Origin of the sequence: Streptomyces sp. KM273126, from assembly GCF_004337435.2 — a bacterium.
GTDB classification, from domain to species: domain Bacteria; phylum Actinomycetota; class Actinomycetes; order Streptomycetales; family Streptomycetaceae; genus Streptomyces; species Streptomyces acidicola.
Map to the genome: position 1 here is coordinate 2,822,207 of NZ_SJXB02000001.1, position 16,947 is coordinate 2,839,153.

At 70.5% G+C, this 16,947-nt stretch carries 13 protein-coding genes and 1 pseudogene; 8 read left to right on the forward strand and 6 right to left on the reverse strand.

Annotated elements, in window-relative coordinates; all coding sequences use genetic code 11:
• Positions 1-30: 30 nt before the first annotated feature.
• The 4 genes from E0500_RS12160 to E0500_RS12175 are packed head-to-tail and all read left to right on the forward strand — an operon-like array spanning position 31 to position 5,199.
• The gene (locus tag E0500_RS12160; RefSeq protein ID WP_131568378.1) at positions 31-786 is read left to right on the forward strand and encodes a redox-sensing transcriptional repressor Rex; all 756 of its coding nucleotides are present in this window, start codon (positions 31-33) and stop codon (positions 784-786) included.
• Entirely contained in the window at positions 783-2,513 is a 1,731-nt protein-coding gene (locus E0500_RS12165) for a glutamyl-tRNA reductase (RefSeq protein ID WP_131568380.1), read from the forward strand. Before E0500_RS12160 ends, E0500_RS12165 begins: the two co-directional genes overlap by 4 nt.
• Positions 2,510-3,481: a hydroxymethylbilane synthase gene (gene hemC / locus E0500_RS12170; protein ID WP_131568382.1), complete on the forward strand. Its 972-nt coding sequence runs from the start codon at positions 2,510-2,512 to the stop codon at positions 3,479-3,481. The genes E0500_RS12165 and hemC overlap by 4 nt, the downstream gene beginning before the upstream one ends.
• The gene (locus tag E0500_RS12175) at positions 3,478-5,199 is read left to right on the forward strand and encodes a bifunctional uroporphyrinogen-III C-methyltransferase/uroporphyrinogen-III synthase (protein ID WP_131568384.1); all 1,722 of its coding nucleotides are present in this window, start codon (positions 3,478-3,480) and stop codon (positions 5,197-5,199) included. Before hemC ends, E0500_RS12175 begins: the two co-directional genes overlap by 4 nt.
• Positions 5,200-5,289: 90 nt before the next feature.
• On the opposite strand, the gene E0500_RS12180 is transcribed toward E0500_RS12175, so the two are convergent.
• Positions 5,290-6,888, reverse strand: coding sequence for an MFS transporter (locus E0500_RS12180; RefSeq protein WP_131568386.1), 1,599 nt, complete (start codon positions 6,886-6,888; stop codon positions 5,290-5,292).
• Positions 6,889-7,110: 222 nt separating this feature from the next.
• On the opposite strand from E0500_RS12180, the gene E0500_RS12185 reads away from it, so the two are divergent.
• The 3 genes from E0500_RS12185 to hemB all read left to right on the forward strand — a co-directional run bounded on the left by E0500_RS12185 (position 7,111) and on the right by hemB (position 9,755).
• Positions 7,111-7,704: a helix-turn-helix domain-containing protein gene (locus E0500_RS12185; protein WP_131568389.1), complete on the forward strand. Its 594-nt coding sequence runs from the start codon at positions 7,111-7,113 to the stop codon at positions 7,702-7,704.
• Positions 7,705-7,797: 93 nt separating this feature from the next.
• Positions 7,798-8,664 (forward strand): trans-aconitate 2-methyltransferase, encoded by an 867-nt coding sequence (locus E0500_RS12190; protein WP_131568391.1) that lies wholly within the window; start codon positions 7,798-7,800, stop codon positions 8,662-8,664.
• A 98-nt stretch (positions 8,665-8,762) separates the two neighbouring features.
• Complete coding sequence (hemB, locus tag E0500_RS12195) at positions 8,763-9,755, forward strand: porphobilinogen synthase (protein ID WP_131568393.1); 993 nt, start codon at positions 8,763-8,765, stop codon at positions 9,753-9,755.
• Between the two features lie 45 nt (positions 9,756-9,800).
• On the opposite strand, the gene E0500_RS12200 is transcribed toward hemB, so the two are convergent.
• The 4 genes and pseudogenes from E0500_RS12200 to argS all read right to left on the reverse strand — a co-directional run bounded on the left by E0500_RS12200 (position 9,801) and on the right by argS (position 14,208).
• A complete protein-coding gene (locus E0500_RS12200; RefSeq protein WP_131568396.1) occupies positions 9,801-10,733 on the reverse strand; it encodes a phosphotransferase family protein in 933 nt (310 codons plus the stop codon).
• A gap of 167 nt (positions 10,734-10,900) precedes the next feature.
• Positions 10,901-11,815 (reverse strand): DUF4253 domain-containing protein, encoded by a 915-nt coding sequence (locus E0500_RS12205; protein ID WP_131568398.1) that lies wholly within the window; start codon positions 11,813-11,815, stop codon positions 10,901-10,903.
• A gap of 158 nt (positions 11,816-11,973) precedes the next feature.
• Positions 11,974-12,300, reverse strand: a pseudogene (locus E0500_RS12210) (DUF2690 domain-containing protein); the annotation flags it as partial.
• A gap of 129 nt (positions 12,301-12,429) precedes the next feature.
• On the reverse strand, positions 12,430-14,208 hold the full coding sequence (gene argS / locus E0500_RS12215; protein ID WP_131568402.1) for an arginine--tRNA ligase: 1,779 nt from the start codon (positions 14,206-14,208) through the stop codon (positions 12,430-12,432).
• Between the two features lie 370 nt (positions 14,209-14,578).
• Between argS and lysS the strand changes: the two genes are divergently transcribed.
• Positions 14,579-16,327 carry a lysine--tRNA ligase gene (gene lysS / locus E0500_RS12220; protein WP_131569908.1) on the forward strand — a complete coding sequence of 583 codons (1,749 nt, stop codon included), beginning with the start codon at positions 14,579-14,581 and terminating at the stop codon, positions 16,325-16,327.
• 104 nt (positions 16,328-16,431) lie between these two features.
• Here the strand turns inward: lysS and E0500_RS12225 are convergent, their stop codons facing one another.
• On the reverse strand, positions 16,432-16,935 hold the full coding sequence (locus E0500_RS12225; protein WP_181586966.1) for a hypothetical protein: 504 nt from the start codon (positions 16,933-16,935) through the stop codon (positions 16,432-16,434).
• Between the last annotated feature and the right edge of the window lie 12 nt (positions 16,936-16,947).

The following is a 16,947-nucleotide window of genomic DNA, read 5'->3' on the forward strand; positions in this document are numbered from 1 at the left end:
CTACAGCCCCGCGCTACCCGCAGGAGCACCGTGGCAACTGGCAGAACTCACCGACCGGCGACCCGCAGCCGAGGGATTCCCGAGGCCACCGTCGCCAGGCTTCCGCTGTACCTCCGGGCCCTGACCGCACTGTCGGAGCGCTCGGTACCCACGGTCTCCTCCGAGGAACTCGCTGCCGCGGCGGGAGTGAACTCCGCGAAGCTGCGCAAGGACTTCTCCTACCTGGGTTCCTACGGGACACGGGGTGTGGGATACGACGTCGAGTATCTCGTGTACCAGATCTCGCGTGAGCTGGGGCTGACCCAGGACTGGCCGGTTGTGATCGTTGGTATCGGTAACCTCGGCGCCGCGCTGGCCAACTACGGCGGGTTCGCGTCCCGTGGTTTCCGTGTCGCAGCGCTGATCGACGCCGATCCGGCGATGGCCGGGAAGCCCGTCGCGGGCATCCCCGTGCAGCACACGGATGACTTGGAAAAGATCATCGATGACAACGGCGTGTCCATCGGTGTCATCGCCACCCCCGCCGGAGCCGCCCAGCAGGTCTGCGACCGGCTCGTCGCCGCCGGAGTCACCTCCATCCTGAACTTCGCGCCGACCGTGCTGTCCGTGCCGGACGGCGTCGACGTACGCAAGGTGGATCTGTCGATCGAACTCCAGATCCTCGCCTTCCACGAGCAGCGCAAGGCCGGTGAGGAGGCCACGGGCGAGTCCGAGGCCGTCGTCCGGGCTCCCAAGGACTCCGGGAAAGGGCCCGACGGGGACGTCCCCGCGGTGATGCCGGCATGAGTCTCCTCGTCGTCGGGCTGAGCCACCGCAGCGCCCCGGTCAGCGTGCTGGAGCGGGCAGCGCTGTCCATGGACACCCAGATCAAGTTGCTTCAGGACACGGTCGCCGCCGAGCCGGCCACCGAGGCCGCGGTCCTCGCCACCTGCAACCGCATCGAGCTGTACGCCGATGTGGACAAGTTCCACGCGGGCGTCGCCGAGCTGTCGACGCTGCTCGCCCAGCACAGCGGGGTCGGGCTCGACGAGCTCACGCCCTATCTCTACGTGCACTACGAGGACCGGGCCGTCCACCACCTCTTCTCCGTGGCCTGCGGGCTCGACTCGATGGTGGTCGGCGAGGGCCAGATCCTCGGGCAGATCAAGGACTCGCTGGCCCAGGCGCAGGAGCTGCACACCGCCGGCCGGCTGATGAACGACCTGTTCCAGCAGGGCCTGCGCGTCGGCAAGCGCGCGCACTCCGAGACCGGTATCGACCGCGCCGGCCAGTCCCTGGTCACCTTCGGTCTGGAGCAGCTGGCCTCCGGCACCGACGTCGAGACCTGGGCCAGGGGCAAGCGCGCCCTCGTCATCGGAGCGGGCTCCATGTCCTCCCTCGCCGCGGCGACCCTCGCCCGCGCCGGCGTGCGCGAGATCGTGATCGCCAACCGGACGTACGAGCGGGCCGAGCGCCTCGTGCAGATCCTCACCGCACAGGGCGACACGGACGTGACGGCCCGCGCGGTCCCGATGGACGCGGTGGCGGCCGAGGTGACACGTGCCGGGCTTGTCGTGTCCTGTACCGGTGCGACCGGACTGGTCCTGACGGCCGAGTCGGTGGCCACGGCGGTCGAGGGACGTCTCCCCGCGCAGAAGGGCTCCGCGTCGGTGGGCTCCGAGACTGCGGGCTCCGAGACTGCGGGCTCCGAGGTCCCGCTGCCCCCCACCTCCGTCGGTACCGAGGAGGGCTGCCCGCTCGACCTGGCGGCCGTGCCGGGCGGCGGCTTCTCCGTGGCGGGGGAAGCCGCGGTCGCCGGGATGGACGCGGCCACGCTGGAGCAGCACGCTGCCTGGGTGGACAACGCGACCGTCGACCGCCGCGAGCGCGGCCGTGCGCCCGTCGCCGACGCCGAGCTCATCACCGCGCTCGCCGCCACCGTCCGCGTCAGCGGGCGGATCCCCGAGCGGCGCAGGCCCGAGCCCGTCGTCGAGGTGCCCCGGCCGGAGCCCGTGCTCGCGCTGCTGGACCTGGCGATGCCGCGGGACATCGACGCGGCCGTGCACCGGCTGGCCGGAGTGCGGCTGGTCGACATCGAGTCGCTGGCCGAGGCCTCCGCGGGCGCGCCCATGGCGGCCGACGTGGACCAGGTGCGGCGGATCGTTTCCGACGAGGTGGCCGCGTTCGGCGCCGCTCAGCGGGCCGCCCACATCACACCCACCGTCGTGGCCCTGCGGACCATGGCCGCCGACGTCGTCGCAGCTGAGATCGCACGGCTCGACGGGCGGCTGCCCGGCCTCGACGACAAGCAGCGCGGCGAGATCACGCAGACCGTGCGGCGTGTCGTGGACAAACTGCTGCACGCGCCGACCGTACGGGTCAAGCAGCTCGCGGCCGAGCCCGGCGGCGCCGGGTACGCGGACGCGCTGCGGACCCTGTTCGACCTGGACCCGGAGACGGTCGCCGCCGTCTCGCGGGCCGACGATGAGACCGACGGCTCCAAGAGGGACGCCGAGAACCGAGGGCGAGCATGAGTGAGCCACACGTACAAGGAGCCCTGAGGCTCGGGACCAGGCGGAGCAGGCTCGCCATGGCCCAGTCCGGGCAGGTGGCGGACGCCGTGAGCCAGGTGACCGGACGGCCCGTCGAGCTCGTCGAGATCACCACCTACGGCGACACGTCCCGCGAGCACCTCGCGCAGATCGGCGGAACCGGAGTCTTCGTCACCGCGCTGCGGGACGCACTGCTGCGCGGCGAGGTCGACTTCGCGGTGCACTCGCTCAAGGACCTGCCCACCGCACAGCCCGACGACCTGGCGCTGGCCGCCGTGCCGAAGCGGGAGGACCCGCGTGACGCGCTGGTCGCCCGGGACGGTCTGCGGTTCACCGACCTGCCCGAGGGCGCGCGCGTGGGGACCGGCTCCCCGCGGCGCATGGCCCAGCTGAACGCGTACGCGCGCAGCCACGGGATGAGCATCGAGACCGTGCCGATCCGGGGGAATGTCGACACCCGCATCGGATACGTGAGGAACGGTGAGCTGGACGCCGTCGTCCTCGCCGCCGCCGGCCTCAACAGGATCGGCCGGATCGACGAGGTCACGGACTTCCTGCCGACCGACATGGTTTTGCCTGCCCCCGGCCAGGGGGCACTGGCGGTGGAGTGTGCCGCGGACAACGCGGATCTCGTCGCCGCGCTCAGTGAGCTCGACGACCCGCACACGCGGGGCGCCGTGACCGCCGAGCGGTCCCTTCTCGCCGCCCTCGAGGCCGGTTGCAGTGCCCCCGTGGGAGCGCTCGCCGACCTTCTGGGCGACGGGCAGATTGTCAAGGAAATGCGCCTGCGCGGCGTCGTCGGCACCACCGACGGCTCGACGCTGGTGCAGTTGTCCACCACCGGTCCCGTGCCCGAGACGTACGACCAAGCAATGGCGCTCGGCCGTGAACTCGCCGCCGAGATGCTTGCCAAGGGCGCGGCCGGTCTGATGGGGGAGCGAGCACATTGAGCCCCACCACCCTTCCCGCCGGTCAGGACCACGGGCACGTCACCTTCCTCGGTGCCGGACCCGGGGATCCGGGACTGCTCACACTGCGCGCCGTGGAGGCGCTGGCGAACGCGGACGTCCTCGTCGCTGAGCACGAGGTGCTCGACGTGGTCCGTGCGCACGCGCGGTCGGGCGTCGCCGTCCTGGACACCGACGCCGATTCGGCTGCCGCGTCCTCGGCGGATACGTTTCCGGGCACGGGCACGCCGCAGCTCGCGGTTGTTGACGGCGCGTCAACAACCGCTGGTGCACCCGCTGTGCGGGATGCGGCACATCTTGTCATGCAGGCCGCGCGGGGCGGCAAGCGGGTCGTCCGTGCGGTGTCCGGTGACCCCGGCCTCGACACGTACGCCGCCGAGGAGATGCTGGCGTGCGCCGCCGAGGGCGTGCCGTTCGAGGTCGTGCCCGGTGTGGCCGCCGCCGTGGGCGTGCCCGCGTACGCGGGTGTACCGCTGCGGGACGCGCAGGGCGCGGACGTACGGTTCGTGGACGCGCGCACGGCCTCCGACCGGTGCTGGACGGAGGTCGGGGCGTCGGACGGGACGGTCGTCGTGTCCACGACGCTGGACTCGGTCGCCGCGGCGGCCGGTGAGCTGGTGGCGGGCGGCCGTAAGCCGGACACCCCGTTGACGGTGACCGTCGCCGGTACGACGACCCGGCAGCGCACCTGGACGGCGACGCTCGGCACGATCGCGCAGACCCTGAAGCAGGCCAAGGTACTGCCCTCGCCGGAGGGCGGCCGGCCGGTGATAGCCGTGGTCGGTGAGCGCTCCGCCGCCGCCCAGCGCGACCAGCTGTCCTGGTTCGAGTCCAAGCCGCTGTTCGGCTGGAAGGTTCTCGTACCGCGGACGAAGGAGCAGGCGGCGTCGCTCTCCGACCAGTTGCGGTCGTACGGGGCCGTGCCGCACGAGGTGCCGACGATCGCCGTCGAGCCGCCGCGGACGCCCCAGCAGATGGAGCGGGCCGTGAAGGGCCTGGTGACGGGCCGGTACGAGTGGATCGCGTTCACCTCGGTCAACGCGGTGAAGGCGGTCCGGGAGAAGTTCGAGGAGTACGGGCTCGACGCGCGGGCCTTCGCCGGGATCAAGGTCGCGGCGGTGGGCGAGCAGACGGCGAGGGCGCTGGTGGCCTTCGGCGTGAAGCCGGACCTGGTGCCGAGCGGTGAGCAGTCGGCGGCGGGCCTGTTGGAGGACTGGCCGCCGTACGACCCGGTCTTCGACCCCATTGACCGGGTGTTCCTGCCGCGCGCCGACATCGCCACGGAGACGCTGGTCGCCGGGCTCATCGAGCTGGGCTGGGAGGTCGACGACGTCACGGCGTACCGGACCGTGCGGGCGTCGCCGCCGCCGGCGGAGACCCGGGAGGCGATCAAGGGCGGCGGGTTCGACGCCGTGCTCTTCACGTCGTCGTCGACGGTGCGGAACCTGGTGGGTATCGCGGGCAAGCCGCACAACGTGACGGTGATCGCGTGCATCGGGCCCGCCACGGCCAAGACCGCCGAGGAGCACGGGCTGCGGGTCGACGTCATGGCTCCCGAGCCGTCGGTCCACAAGCTGGCGGAGGCGCTGGCGGACTTCGGTTCACGACGGAGGGCTGCCGCCGTGGAGGCGGGAGACCCGGTGACTCGGCCGAGCGAGCGGCGGCCGGGGGCGCGGAGGCGTCGCTCCACGTCGACGTGACGACGAGTTGACGACGACCTGACACGGGATGGCGGGGGCCTGCGGGGTGCCCCGCCATCCGTGCGTGTCCGGGGCGTTGGTCCGGGGTTGTCAGGCGGTCGCGCCGGCTGGTTCCGGTTCGTTCGCCGGCGTGCGGGTGGGGTGCTGTGGTCCTCGGGCGAGGATGTAGCAGAACAGGGCGGCCATGACGGCGACTCCTGCCCACATGGCGTGCTGCCAGCCGTCTACGAACGACTCCTGGGCGGCACGGATCAGAACCCGCGCATGCGGGCCGGCCTGGTGCGCGGCGTCGAGGGCGTTGGCGACGCCTTCGCGTGCGGTGTCGGCCGGTCCCTCGGGAACGCCGGAGAGGCGGGAGTCGATGGCGTTGCGGTAGCCGGAGGACAGGAGTGCTCCGAGCAGGGCGACGCCGAGCGCGGTCCCGAACTCGCGGGTGACGTCGTTGAGTGCGGACGCGACGCCCTGGCGCTCGCGTGGGAGGGCGCTGGTGATGGCCTCGGTGGAGGGTGTCATCGACAGACCCATGCCGATGCCCATGGCGAGCATGCCGGGCAGGACGGACGGATAGCCGCCGTCGACGGAGACGATGGCGGCCATGAGCGCCAGACCGGCACCGGCCAGGAGGATTCCGGTGGTCATGGTCGCTCGGGGGCCGACGTGCGCGGCCAGCTTGGGGGCGAGGCCGGAGGCCATCATCATCAGCACGGCCATGGGCATCAGCGCCAGGGTGGACAGCAGACCCGACCAGCCGAGGACGGCCTGGAAGAACGGGAAGAGGACCACGAAGATGCCCGCTTGGACCCCGAAGAGCACCAACAGCGTGATCGAGCCGCCGGCCAGAGAGCGTTCGCCGAACAGGCGCACGTCCAGGAGCGCGGCATCCCGGCGGCGCAGTTCCCAGGCCACGAAGGCACCGGCGGCGATGGTGCCGACGGCGAGGCCGAGCAGGGTCGCGGGCGAGGTCCAGCCGCGCTCCGGGCCTTCCTGACGGACGAAGATGAGCCCGACCACGGCGACGACGGAGGTCAGCGCGCCGACGGTGTCGAAAGCATGCCCGGACGCCTCGCGGGAGTTGGGGACGGATCGCAGCGTCATGGTGAGTGCGACGATGACGAGTGCGACAGGCAGGACGAACAGCCACCGCCAGTTGGCCACGTCGACCAGGGCGGCCGAGAGGAACATGCCCAGGATGCCGCCGCCTCCGGCGACACCGGTCCACACGCCGATCGCCCGTCCCCGTTCGCCCTCGGGGAAGGTGGAGGTGATGACGGCGAGGGTGATGGGCATGATCATCGCCGCACCGACGCCGCTGAACAGGCGTGCGGCGAGCATGACCTCTGCCGACGGGGCGAGAGCTGCCGCCGCACTGGCGACGCCGAAGACGCTCAGGCCCGCCAGCAGCATGGGCTTGCGGCCGAAGCGGTCGCCGATCGCGCCGAGCGGCAACAGGAGTGCGGCCAGGCTGAGGGTGTAGATGTTGATGATCCACAGGATCGTGCTCTGCGAGGCGCCGAAGGCGACGGCGAGGTCGGGCTGGGCGACGTTGAGCCCCGAGACCGAGGCGATGACGGCCATCAACGCGATACAGACGGCGATCAGGATCGTGCGACGCTGACGAGCGTCGGGCACGCCCTCGTCGGCGACGCCGCTCGGCTCGGCGCTCACCTGGCCAGGATGGTTCGTACTCATGGAGTCCTCTGGATTCCTCTCAAGAAGGCATGCAGACGTCGGGGCCGGAGCAAAGCCGAAGCGCCAAGGGGGACAGCGGTGGGCCCCCGCCCTTCGCTCGCGCGGTTGGTGTGCGGCGGGCTACGGGGCCGGTGAGTGCGCGGCTCGCCGCCCCCAGTCGTTGCGGGGCCGAACGCGAACTACGCTAAGCGCGACTTGCCGTAAAGGCATACGATGTTGCCTATGGCGCAAGAGACTGATGAGCTGGACAGCCTGGTACGCAAACGCATCCGCGCCCTGCGCGTGGCTCAGGGCTGGTCCCTGGAGGAGCTGGCCGCCCGCGCCAATGTCAGTCAGTCCACGCTCAGCCGCATCGAGAACGGCCGGCGCCGCCTGGCGCTGGACCAGCTCGTCACCCTCGCGCGCGCACTGGACACGTCCTTGGACCAACTGGTCGAGACCGCCACGGACGACGTCGTCTCGAATCCGATGATCGACGGAGCCCACGGGCTGATGCGCTGGCCCATCAAGGCGGAACCCGGCATGACCGTCGTACGCCAGCGCATGACCAACCCGCCGCCCGACAATCCCTCGCGCATGCGCGCCCACTCCGGCCGCGAATGGCTCGTCGTCCTCTCCGGCACCGCGATCCTGCTCCTGGGCAACCGGCGCCTTCGGATCGAGACCAACCAGGCAGCGGAGTTCCCCACCATGCTCCCGCACGCCATCGGCGCCGAAGGCGGACCGTGCGAGATCCTGGGCATCTTCGACCGCGACGCCCGCCGGGGCCACCAGCGCGGCGAGGACGCCGGGAAAGCGAACCGCCCGTCGCCGTAGCTGTCTTGCGTGTTTCGCAGTGCAGTGGGCCATCGCCTTGCGCATTCCGAAAGCCACCGGGCCACACGCGGACGGCCTGCTTAGCGTGGGCGCATGAACCATGCCTCCCCGCACACGGCGCAGCACGGCGCGCACCACGTTCACGAGCACGACGCAGCCGACCAGGCGGAGATCCTCGACCTGGACGCGGAAGTGCTCGCCGAACACATCGCGTCCGTCATCGCCTGGCTGCCCATCGGGACCAGCCCCCGCCGCATCGTGGACCTGGGCTGCGGGACCGGAGCCGGCACCCTCGCCCTGCTCAAGCACTTTCCCGAGGCCGAGTTGACGGCCGTCGACTCCTCGGCCGCCCACCTGCACCGCCTGCGGGAGAAAGCAGCCGCAGCCGGAGCAGCCGACCGCGTGCGCCTCGTCCAGGCCGACCTCGACGCGACGGCGTGGCCCGACCTCGGCAACCCTGAGCTGGTCTGGGCCTCGGCCTCCATGCACCACATGGCCGACCCCGACCGCACCCTGCGACAGGTCCACGGCCTGCTGGCACCGGGCGGGCTGTTCGCCGTCGTCGAGCTGGCCGGCTTCCCCCGGTTCCTGCCCGAAGGCGCTCCCGAAGACGCTCCCGGACTTGAGGAGCGCTGCCATGCCGCACTTGAGCACCACTACGCCGAGCACGTCCCCCACCGCGGCGCCGACTGGGGAACCAAGCTGACGGAAGCCGGCTTCACCGTCGAAGGCGAACGCACCATCACCGCCGGCATCGGCCCGACCCACACCAACGCGGTGGGCCGCTACGCGCTGAGCAGTCTGCGCCGCATGCGCGGCAGCGCCGCATCCGCCCTGACGGCCAAGGACCTGACCGCTCTCGACCAGCTGCTCGACACCGACAGTCCTCGCAGCATCCTGCACCGCAGCGACCTGCGGGTGCGCACCGAGCGCACGGTGTGGGCCGCACGCCGCACCTGACTGTCGTTCCCTTGCTGACAGCGGCCGCCACCGCGGCCTGGGCCGGACCGACATTCCGTCGGCAAAGGGACCCTCGGGGCGGGCGTAGCGTAGGTGGCATGTCGAAGTACGGATCCTTCCCCGGTACGCGGCCCCGCCGGCTCCGTACCACGCCCGTCATGCGCCGCATGGTCGCCGAGACCCGCCTGCACCCGGCCGACTTCATCCTGCCCGCCTTCGTCCGGGAGGGCGTCAGTGAGCCGGTGCCGATCGCGGCGATGCCCGGGGTCGTGCAGCACACACGGGACAGCCTGAAGAAGGCGGCCCTGGAGGCGGTCGAGGCCGGGGTGTCCGGGATCATGCTGTTCGGGGTGCCGGAGGAGAGCAAGAAGGACGCCTTCGGGACACCCGGGACGGATCCGGACGGGATTCTGCAGGTCGCCATCCGTGATGTGCGGGCCGAGGTCGGGGACGAGCTGCTCGTCATGTCCGATCTGTGTCTCGACGAGACCATTGATCACGGGCACTGCGGGGTGCTCGACGAGCAGGGGCGCGTGGACAACGACGCGACCCTTGAGCGGTACGCCGAGATGGCGCAGGTGCAGGCCGACGCGGGCGCGCACGTGGTGGGGCCGAGCGGGATGATGGACGGGCAGATCGGGATCGTCCGGGACGCCCTGGACGAGATCGGGCGTGAGGACGTCGCCGTCCTCGCCTACACCGCCAAGTACTCGTCCGCCTTCTACGGGCCTTTCAGGGAGGCTGTCGCCTCGTCCCTGAAGGGCGACCGGAAGACGTACCAGCAGGACCCCGCCAACGTCCGGGAGTCCATGCGGGAGTTGGCCCTCGATCTGGAGGAGGGGGCCGACATGGTGATGGTCAAGCCCGCGGGGCCCTACCTCGACGTCCTGGCCCGGGTCGCGGACGCCGTGGACGTGCCGGTCGCCGCGTACCAGATCTCCGGCGAGTACTCGATGATCGAGGCCGCAGCCGAGAAGGGCTGGGTCGATCGGGATCGGGCGATTCTGGAGACCCTCACGGGGATCAAGCGGGCCGGCGCGCAGAACATCCTGACGTATTGGGCGACCGAGGTGGCGCAGAAGCTGAGGTGACCACCCTCCTCACTTGCCTCCCTGCCTGCCTCCTCAACTGCCTTCTCACTTGTCCGTGCTGAACCAAGCCTCCGCGAGGTCGTCGAGGTGTGGGCGGGGCGGGGCGGGCAGTTCGCGCAGGGACCAGGTCAGGTCGCTGAAGACGTGCAGCAGTGCGTGCGCGAGCAGCTCGCGCGGGGGGTGCGGGGTGCGGCCGTACGCCTCGTAGAAGCGCCTGAGCTGCCGGGCGTCGGCGCACGTCACGAACAGGGCGGCGCCCGCGAGGTCGTACGCCGGGTCGCCGATCATGACCGGTTCGAAGTCGAAGAGGCCGGTGATCCGCCAGCCGCCCTGCGGGGCGACGGTCAGGTGCTCGCGCATGAACTCGGTGTGCAGCAGCACGCGTTGTGAGGGCGGGGCGAGCGGTACCGAGCTCAGGAAGTCCGGGATCTGCTCCAGCCAGGGCTCGGTGAGGCCGTTCGTGCGGTGGTGCCGGACCGCCTTGGCCCGCTGCACGGCCAGGAACCGGTTCCAGTCCGGCGGCCCGACCACGTCGGTCACCGGCTTCGGGTCCAGGGCGTGCAGCGCGGCCAGCGTCTCGGCCGCCTCGGTGACGATCCGGTCCTGGTCGGCGGCCGGGATCCGGTGCCACTCCATGGCCAGGCTCTCACCGGGCAGCCGCGACATCAGCACGAACCGCCAGCCGTTCTTGTACAGGTCGCCCGCTTGCAATCGCGGTGTGGCAACGGGAAGTTGACCCCAAAGGTGGGACAACACCCGTGCCTCCCTGATGGCTTCGGCCGCCTCGAAACCGGGATAGAGCTTCAGGACGAGCGATTCACCGACCGAGTACACCGGCAGCGAACCGTCCTCGAACCGCACCAACCGGGCCCCTTCGAGCCCCAGTTGTTTACAGAGGTCCTGTGCCGCCGGTCGCAGCAGAGCCTCGTCCCGTACGACCGCGTTCAACTCGTCGACCGTGTCCACGCTGGGCAGCATGCGGGCAGCCTAGGGCGTGCCGGGAGCCGCCCGCACCGCGAAGTCCGTGGGTGCACGGGGTAGGTACCTCTTTCGAGTGTGGAGAGGGACCAATGCAGGACCGTGGCGTGTGGTCGCCTGTACGATGCGGCCGGCTCGGCGGCCGGCGGGCGGGGTGCCGCCCCTCCTCAGTCCCACCAGAACGACCACGCCCGCTGCCCGAGCACCTCGTGCGCCGCGTACGCCCGCAGGGTCTCGTGGTGCCCCTGCGTGATGTTGTCCGGGCAGAACGCGAAGTGCTCGGCGGCGATGGCCTCGGCCTCGGCCTGTGTGGTGGGCGGGGCCGCCACGGACAGGACGAGCTGGTCGAAGGTGAGGGCGACGACACGTATGCCGAAGCGGTCCTCCCAGGAGCGGAGCACCGCGCACAGCCGGGCGGTGTCGCCCTCGTGGTTCATGGGGCCGGTCCAGCCGACGGCCGCCGGGATGTCGGCGGAACGGCGGGCCGGGACGAGGGCGAGGCGCGGCTCCTTGAAGCCGGAGCCCGCGTCGGCGAGGGAGTCGGCGACCTCGGCGGCACGGGCGTCGGGGGCCGCGGCCAGAGGAAGCGCGGGGGAGAGGCCGGGCCACACCGCACCGTACGGCGCGACCGTCTCGTCGTACGTCAGAGGCTCGCCGAAGACCTCGACGACTCGCTCCCTGCCGGGGTGGTCCTCGTCCGCGTCGGGCTCGTCCGCCGCGTAGTCCTCCCAGAACTCCGCCAGCACCTCCTCGGCGTCGTGGTCCCCGGGATACGACATCTCGCCCGGCATCAACTCCCACTCCGCCGGGCCTCCTTGAGCGCCGCCGGTGTCCAGCAGCAGCGGAAGGAGCCCTGCCCGGCCGGCGGTGGAGCCCAGCGCCGCCCAGTTGCCCGGGGACGCCTGCCGCTCGGCGTGCCACAGCAGCGGCTCGTGCCCCGGACCCTCGTCCTCCCTCACTGCCTCAAGGGCGTGGGAGGGGCCTCCAGCATCGATCAGTCGCCCCGGCGGGAGCTGAAGCCCGAGGGAACGCCCGCTCGGGTCGGCCGCCAGCTTGGGCAGCGGGTTGGGAAGAGTCGCCATGCCGGTGACTGTAGGGGGTGGCACTGACATTGATAGCGGTGCGCAGGTTCCAGTGGTCGTGACTCGGGCACTGACTGACGCCCTGCTGGGTTGTCTTCCCGTTGTTCTCTCCGGCTGCCGGGACTTGTTCAACGAGCGACGGCCGGGCGAAGAAGACCTCAGCGCACACGGCCGTCGAAGCACTCAGCCCTGCCCTCCGCCGGACGGAAACAGGCCCGGACGACCGTTCCGGGGCGGATCGCGGTCATCGGGGTGTAGACGTAGGACTGCGTGTCGGCGCCGTCCTCGATCTCGGCGCGGCGGACGCGGTCGTCTCGACCGCCCGCGGTCAACTCGAGCCGGTCGCCGATCCGCGTGTTCCACATCCGGGCCCAACTCGTCCCGCACTTGTTGCTGTAGCGCAGCTCCAGATCGGCGCCGGTGGTGGTGTGGTGCGCGGCGAGGGTCTTCGGACCGGCGCCGCATCTCATCCGCATCGGGCTCCTGCCCTCACAGGCGGCCCCTGCCGCCGCGCGCGGCGGTGCAGGAGCTGTGCCGACTGGCCGGCGAAGCGAACGTCACGGCCCGTCCTCCCTGCGGGGGAGAGGACGGGCCGTGTCCGTTTCTTCAGGCGCTCAGAGCCGTTCCGGCGTCCGGATGCCCAGCAGGGCCATGCCCTGGTGCAGCGTCCGCGCCGTGACGTCGCACAGGAACAGGCGGTTCTCCACCTGCTGCGGCGTCTCGGCCTTCAGGACCGGGCACTTGTCGTAGAACGTCGTGTAGAGCGCCGCCAGTTGGTACAGGTACGCCGCGAGCTTGTGCGGCGCGTACTCCGTGGCCACCTCTTCGATGGTCTCCCCGAAGCTGTCGATGTGCAGGCCAAGGGCACGCTCGGCCGCGGCCAGGTCCAGCTCCGGGTGCGCGGTCGGCTTCGCCTCGCCCGCCTTGCGCAGGATCGACTGGATACGGGCGTACGCGTACTGGAGGTAGACGGACGTGTCGCCGTTCAGCGACACCATCTGGTCCAGGTCGAACTTGTAGTCCCGGCTCGCCGACGTCGACAGGTCCGCGTACTTCACCGCGCCGATGCCGACCTGGGTCCCGCGCTCGGCGATCTCCTCCTCGGACAGCTGGTGCTGGGTGTCCTTCTCCCGCACCACCGCCGTGGCCCGGTCGATCGCCTCGTCCAGCAGGTCCACCAGCCGGACCGTCTCGCCCTCACGCGTCTTGAACGGCTTGCCGTCCTTGCCGAGGACCGTGCCGAAGGCCAGGTGGAGCGCCTTGACGTCGTCGTTCAGCCAGCCCGCCCGGCGGGCCGTCTCGAAGACCATCCTGAAGTGCAGCGCCTGGCGGGCGTCGACGACGTACAGGAGCGTGTTCGCCTTCAGGTTGAAGACCCGGTCCCTGATCGCGGAGAGGTCCGTGGCCGCGTAGCCGTAGCCGCCGTCGGACTTCCGCACGATCAGCGGGACCGGCTCGCCGTCCGTGCCCTTGATGTCGTCGAAGAACACGCACAGCGCGCCCTCCGAGCGCACCGCGACGCCCGACTCCTCCAGCAGGCGGCACGTCTCGTCCAGCATGTCGTTGTAACCCGACTCGCCGACGATGTCCGGGTCCCGGATCTCCATGTCCAGCTTCTCGAAGACCGAGAAGAAGTAGATCTTCGACTCGTCGACGAACCTCTGCCAGGTGGCGAGGGTGTGCGGGTCGCCGGCCTGCAGGTCGACCACCCTGCGACGCGCCCGCGTCTTGAACTCCTCGTCCGCGTCGAACAGCTTGCGGGCCGCCTTGTAGAGGCGGTCGAGGTTCGACATCGCCTCCTCGCCGGAGGCCGCGGTGTCCTCGGCGGCCGCCTTGTGGTCCAGCTCGTGCGGGTGCTCGTCCAGGTACTGGATGAGCATGCCGAACTGGGTGCCCCAGTCGCCGATGTGGTGGCGCCTGACCACGTTCTCGCCGGTGAACTCCAGGATCTGGACCACCGCGTCGCCGATCACCGCGGAGCGGAGGTGGCCGACGTGCATCTCCTTCGCCACGTTCGGCTGGGCGTAGTCGATGACCGTCGTGCCCGGGTGCTCCGCGTACGGGATGCCCAGGCGGCCGTCCGTGTCCGTGTACCGCGCCGCGAGGTTCTGCGTGATCGCCCTGTCGGTGATCGTGATGTTCAGGAAGCCGGGGCCCGAGACCTCGATGTCCTTGATCACATCGCCGGACTCGACCCGGGCGACGACCTGGGTGGCGAGCTCGCGGGGGTTGGCCTTCGCCTTCTTCGCGAGGGCGAGGATGCCGTTGGCCTGGAAGTCCGCCCTGTCGCTGCGTCGCAGCAGCGGGTCCGCGTCGGCCTCCGGCAGGGCTGCCGAGAGGGCGGTCGCGAGGCGCTGGTGGACGGAGGCGGTGAGGGACGTGACCGGGGCCATAGGAGTGGGTGCCGTTCTCCTCGTGGGTACGGGTGGATGCGGTCAGTATCCCATGGGGGGTAAAGCGAATTTCTCGGGCGCGGGTGGGTGGGGTGGTGTGGGGGTGGGGGCTTGGGTTCCTGGCTGTGTGCGGGTGCCGGGTGGGCTTTTCTCGCCCCCGCCGCCCCTACCCGTCCCATCCTCGGGGGCTCCGCCCCATGCCCCCGTGGGGTGGGTGGGTCCCTCGGCCTCGGCCTCGGGCCATGAGCTCGGGCCTTCGTCTCGGGTCTTGAAAAGGCGTTTTCGTTGTTGTGGCCGTAGCTGGGAGAATGGTCCGGTCAGCCGTGTGACCGTACCGGCTGCGGATGAGGAACTTCCAGAAAAAGAGGACGTGCCGATCGTGGCTCAGAGCACCGAGACCACCGACTGGGTCTCCCGTTTCGCGGATGAGGTCATCGAGGAGTCGGAGCGTCGGGCCCCGGGCAAACCTGTCGTCGTCGCGTCCGGGCTGTCCCCCTCGGGGCCCATTCACCTGGGCAACCTCCGCGAGGTCATGACGCCCCACCTCGTCGCCGACGAGATCCGGCGGCGGGGGTACCAGGTACGCCATCTGATCTCCTGGGACGACTACGACCGGTACCGGAAGGTTCCGAACGGCGTCGCCGGGGTCGACCCGTCCTGGGCCGAGCACATCGGCAAGCCGCTCACCTCCGTGCCCGCCCCCAAGGGCTCCGCCCACGCCAACTGGGCCGAGCACTTCAAGGCCGCGATGATCGAGTCGCTCGCCGAGATGGGCGTCGAGTTCGACGGGATCAGCCAGACCGCCCAGTACACCTCGGGTGTCTATCGCGAGCAGGTCCTGCACGCGATGCGGCACCGGGGCGAGATCGACGCCGTCCTCGCCCAGTACCGGACCAAGGCCAAGCCCGCCCAGAAGAAGCAGCAGTCCCAGAAGCCCGTCGACGCGGCCGAGGTGGAGGCCGCCGAGGGGTCGGGCGCCGCCGCCGAGGACGACGGGAGCAGCGGTTCCGCCGGGTACTTCCCGTACAAGCCCTACTGCGGGCGGTGCGAGAAGGACCTCACCACCGTCACCTCGTACGACGACGACACGACCGAGTTGTCGTACGTCTGCGACGCCTGTGGCTTCTCCGAGAGCGTGCTGCTGAGCGAGTTCAATCGCGGCAAGCTGGTCTGGAAGGTCGACTGGCCGATGCGGTGGGCTTACGAGGGGGTCGTGTTCGAACCGAGCGGCGTCGACCACTCCTCGCCGGGGTCCAGCTTCCAGGTCGGTGGGCAGATCGTCGGGATCTTCGGCGGGAAGCAGCCGATCGGGCCCATGTACGCCTTCGTGGGGATCAGCGGGATGGCGAAGATGTCGTCGTCCCGGGGCGGGGTCCCGACCCCTGCCGACGCGTTGAAGATCATGGAGCCGCAGCTCCTGCGCTGGCTGTACGCCCGCCGCAGGCCCAACCAGTCCTTCAAGATCGCCTTCGACCAGGAGATCCAGCGGCTGTACGACGAGTGGGACAAGCTCGACGCCAAGGTCGCCGAGGGGGCCGCTCTTCCCGCCGACGTCGCCGCGCACTCGCGTGCCGTGCGGACCGCCGGAGGCGAGCTGCCGCGCACGCCCCGGCCCATGCCGTACCGCACGCTTGCCTCCGTCGCCGACATCACCGCCGGCCACCAGGACCAGGCCCTGCGCATCCTCAGCGAGTTCGACCCCGCCAGCCCGCTCGCCTCGCTGGACGAGGTACGGCCGCGGCTCGACAAGGCCGAGGCGTGGATCAACACCCAGGTGCCCGCCGACCAGCGCACCATCGTGCGTGACGAGCCGGACGCCGAGCTGCTGAAGTCCCTCGACGAGCAGGGGCAGGGGTCGCTGCGGCTCCTCCTCGACGGGCTCGACTCGCACTGGTCCCTCGACGGGCTCAGTCACCTCGTCTACGGCGTGCCCAAGGTCCAGGCCGGCTTCTCCGCCGACGCCACCCCCAAGGAACTGCCGGCCGAGATCAAGAGCGATCAGCGGAAGTTCTTCGCCCTGCTCTACCACCTGCTCGTGGGGCGTGACACCGGTCCGCGGCTGCCCACCCTCCTGCTCGCCGTCGGGCAGGACCGGGTGCGCATGCTGCTTGGCGAGTAAGGCGAGTGAGCGGTCTGGCGTGTGTACGGTGACGGGGCGTCCGGGGTATCTCCGGGCGCCCCGTCACCGTACGAGGACCTTCTGCCTCACTGCCTGCCGGCTTCTTACAGAACTACGGCCATGGCCGCCACGACCGCCGTGAAGGTGACGAAGAAGAGCACGGCCTGCATGCCCGTCAGTTCCTTCATGGGCTTTCCCGAACGCACCAGTTCGACCTGACGTCTGATGTATCCGGCGAAAATGATCCGCGTAAAGGTCAGGCCCAGCATGGTCGCCGTGAACAGCATCAGCGGCGTTTTTCCCTCGTACCCGTTTACCGCCGAGCTCAGCACGATGCAGGCCGCTCCGACCAGGGGGAGCAGTACCGCCTTCAGTTTGTCCCGTTTCGTGATGACCATGGACTGCACCGCCAGCGCCAGGGCGATACCGGACACGATGGCCGCTATCCACCAGTCGGTGACGGAGAACGTAGAGGTCAGCACGGAATTTCCCCTTTGTTGATGGGGCGGGCGGGTGCCGCGGATGACGGGATGACGGGAACCGGATGCCGGGAACGGGATGACGGGATGACGTAGGGGTGATGCGTACTCGTGGTGCACGGCACGCATCACCCCCACCGG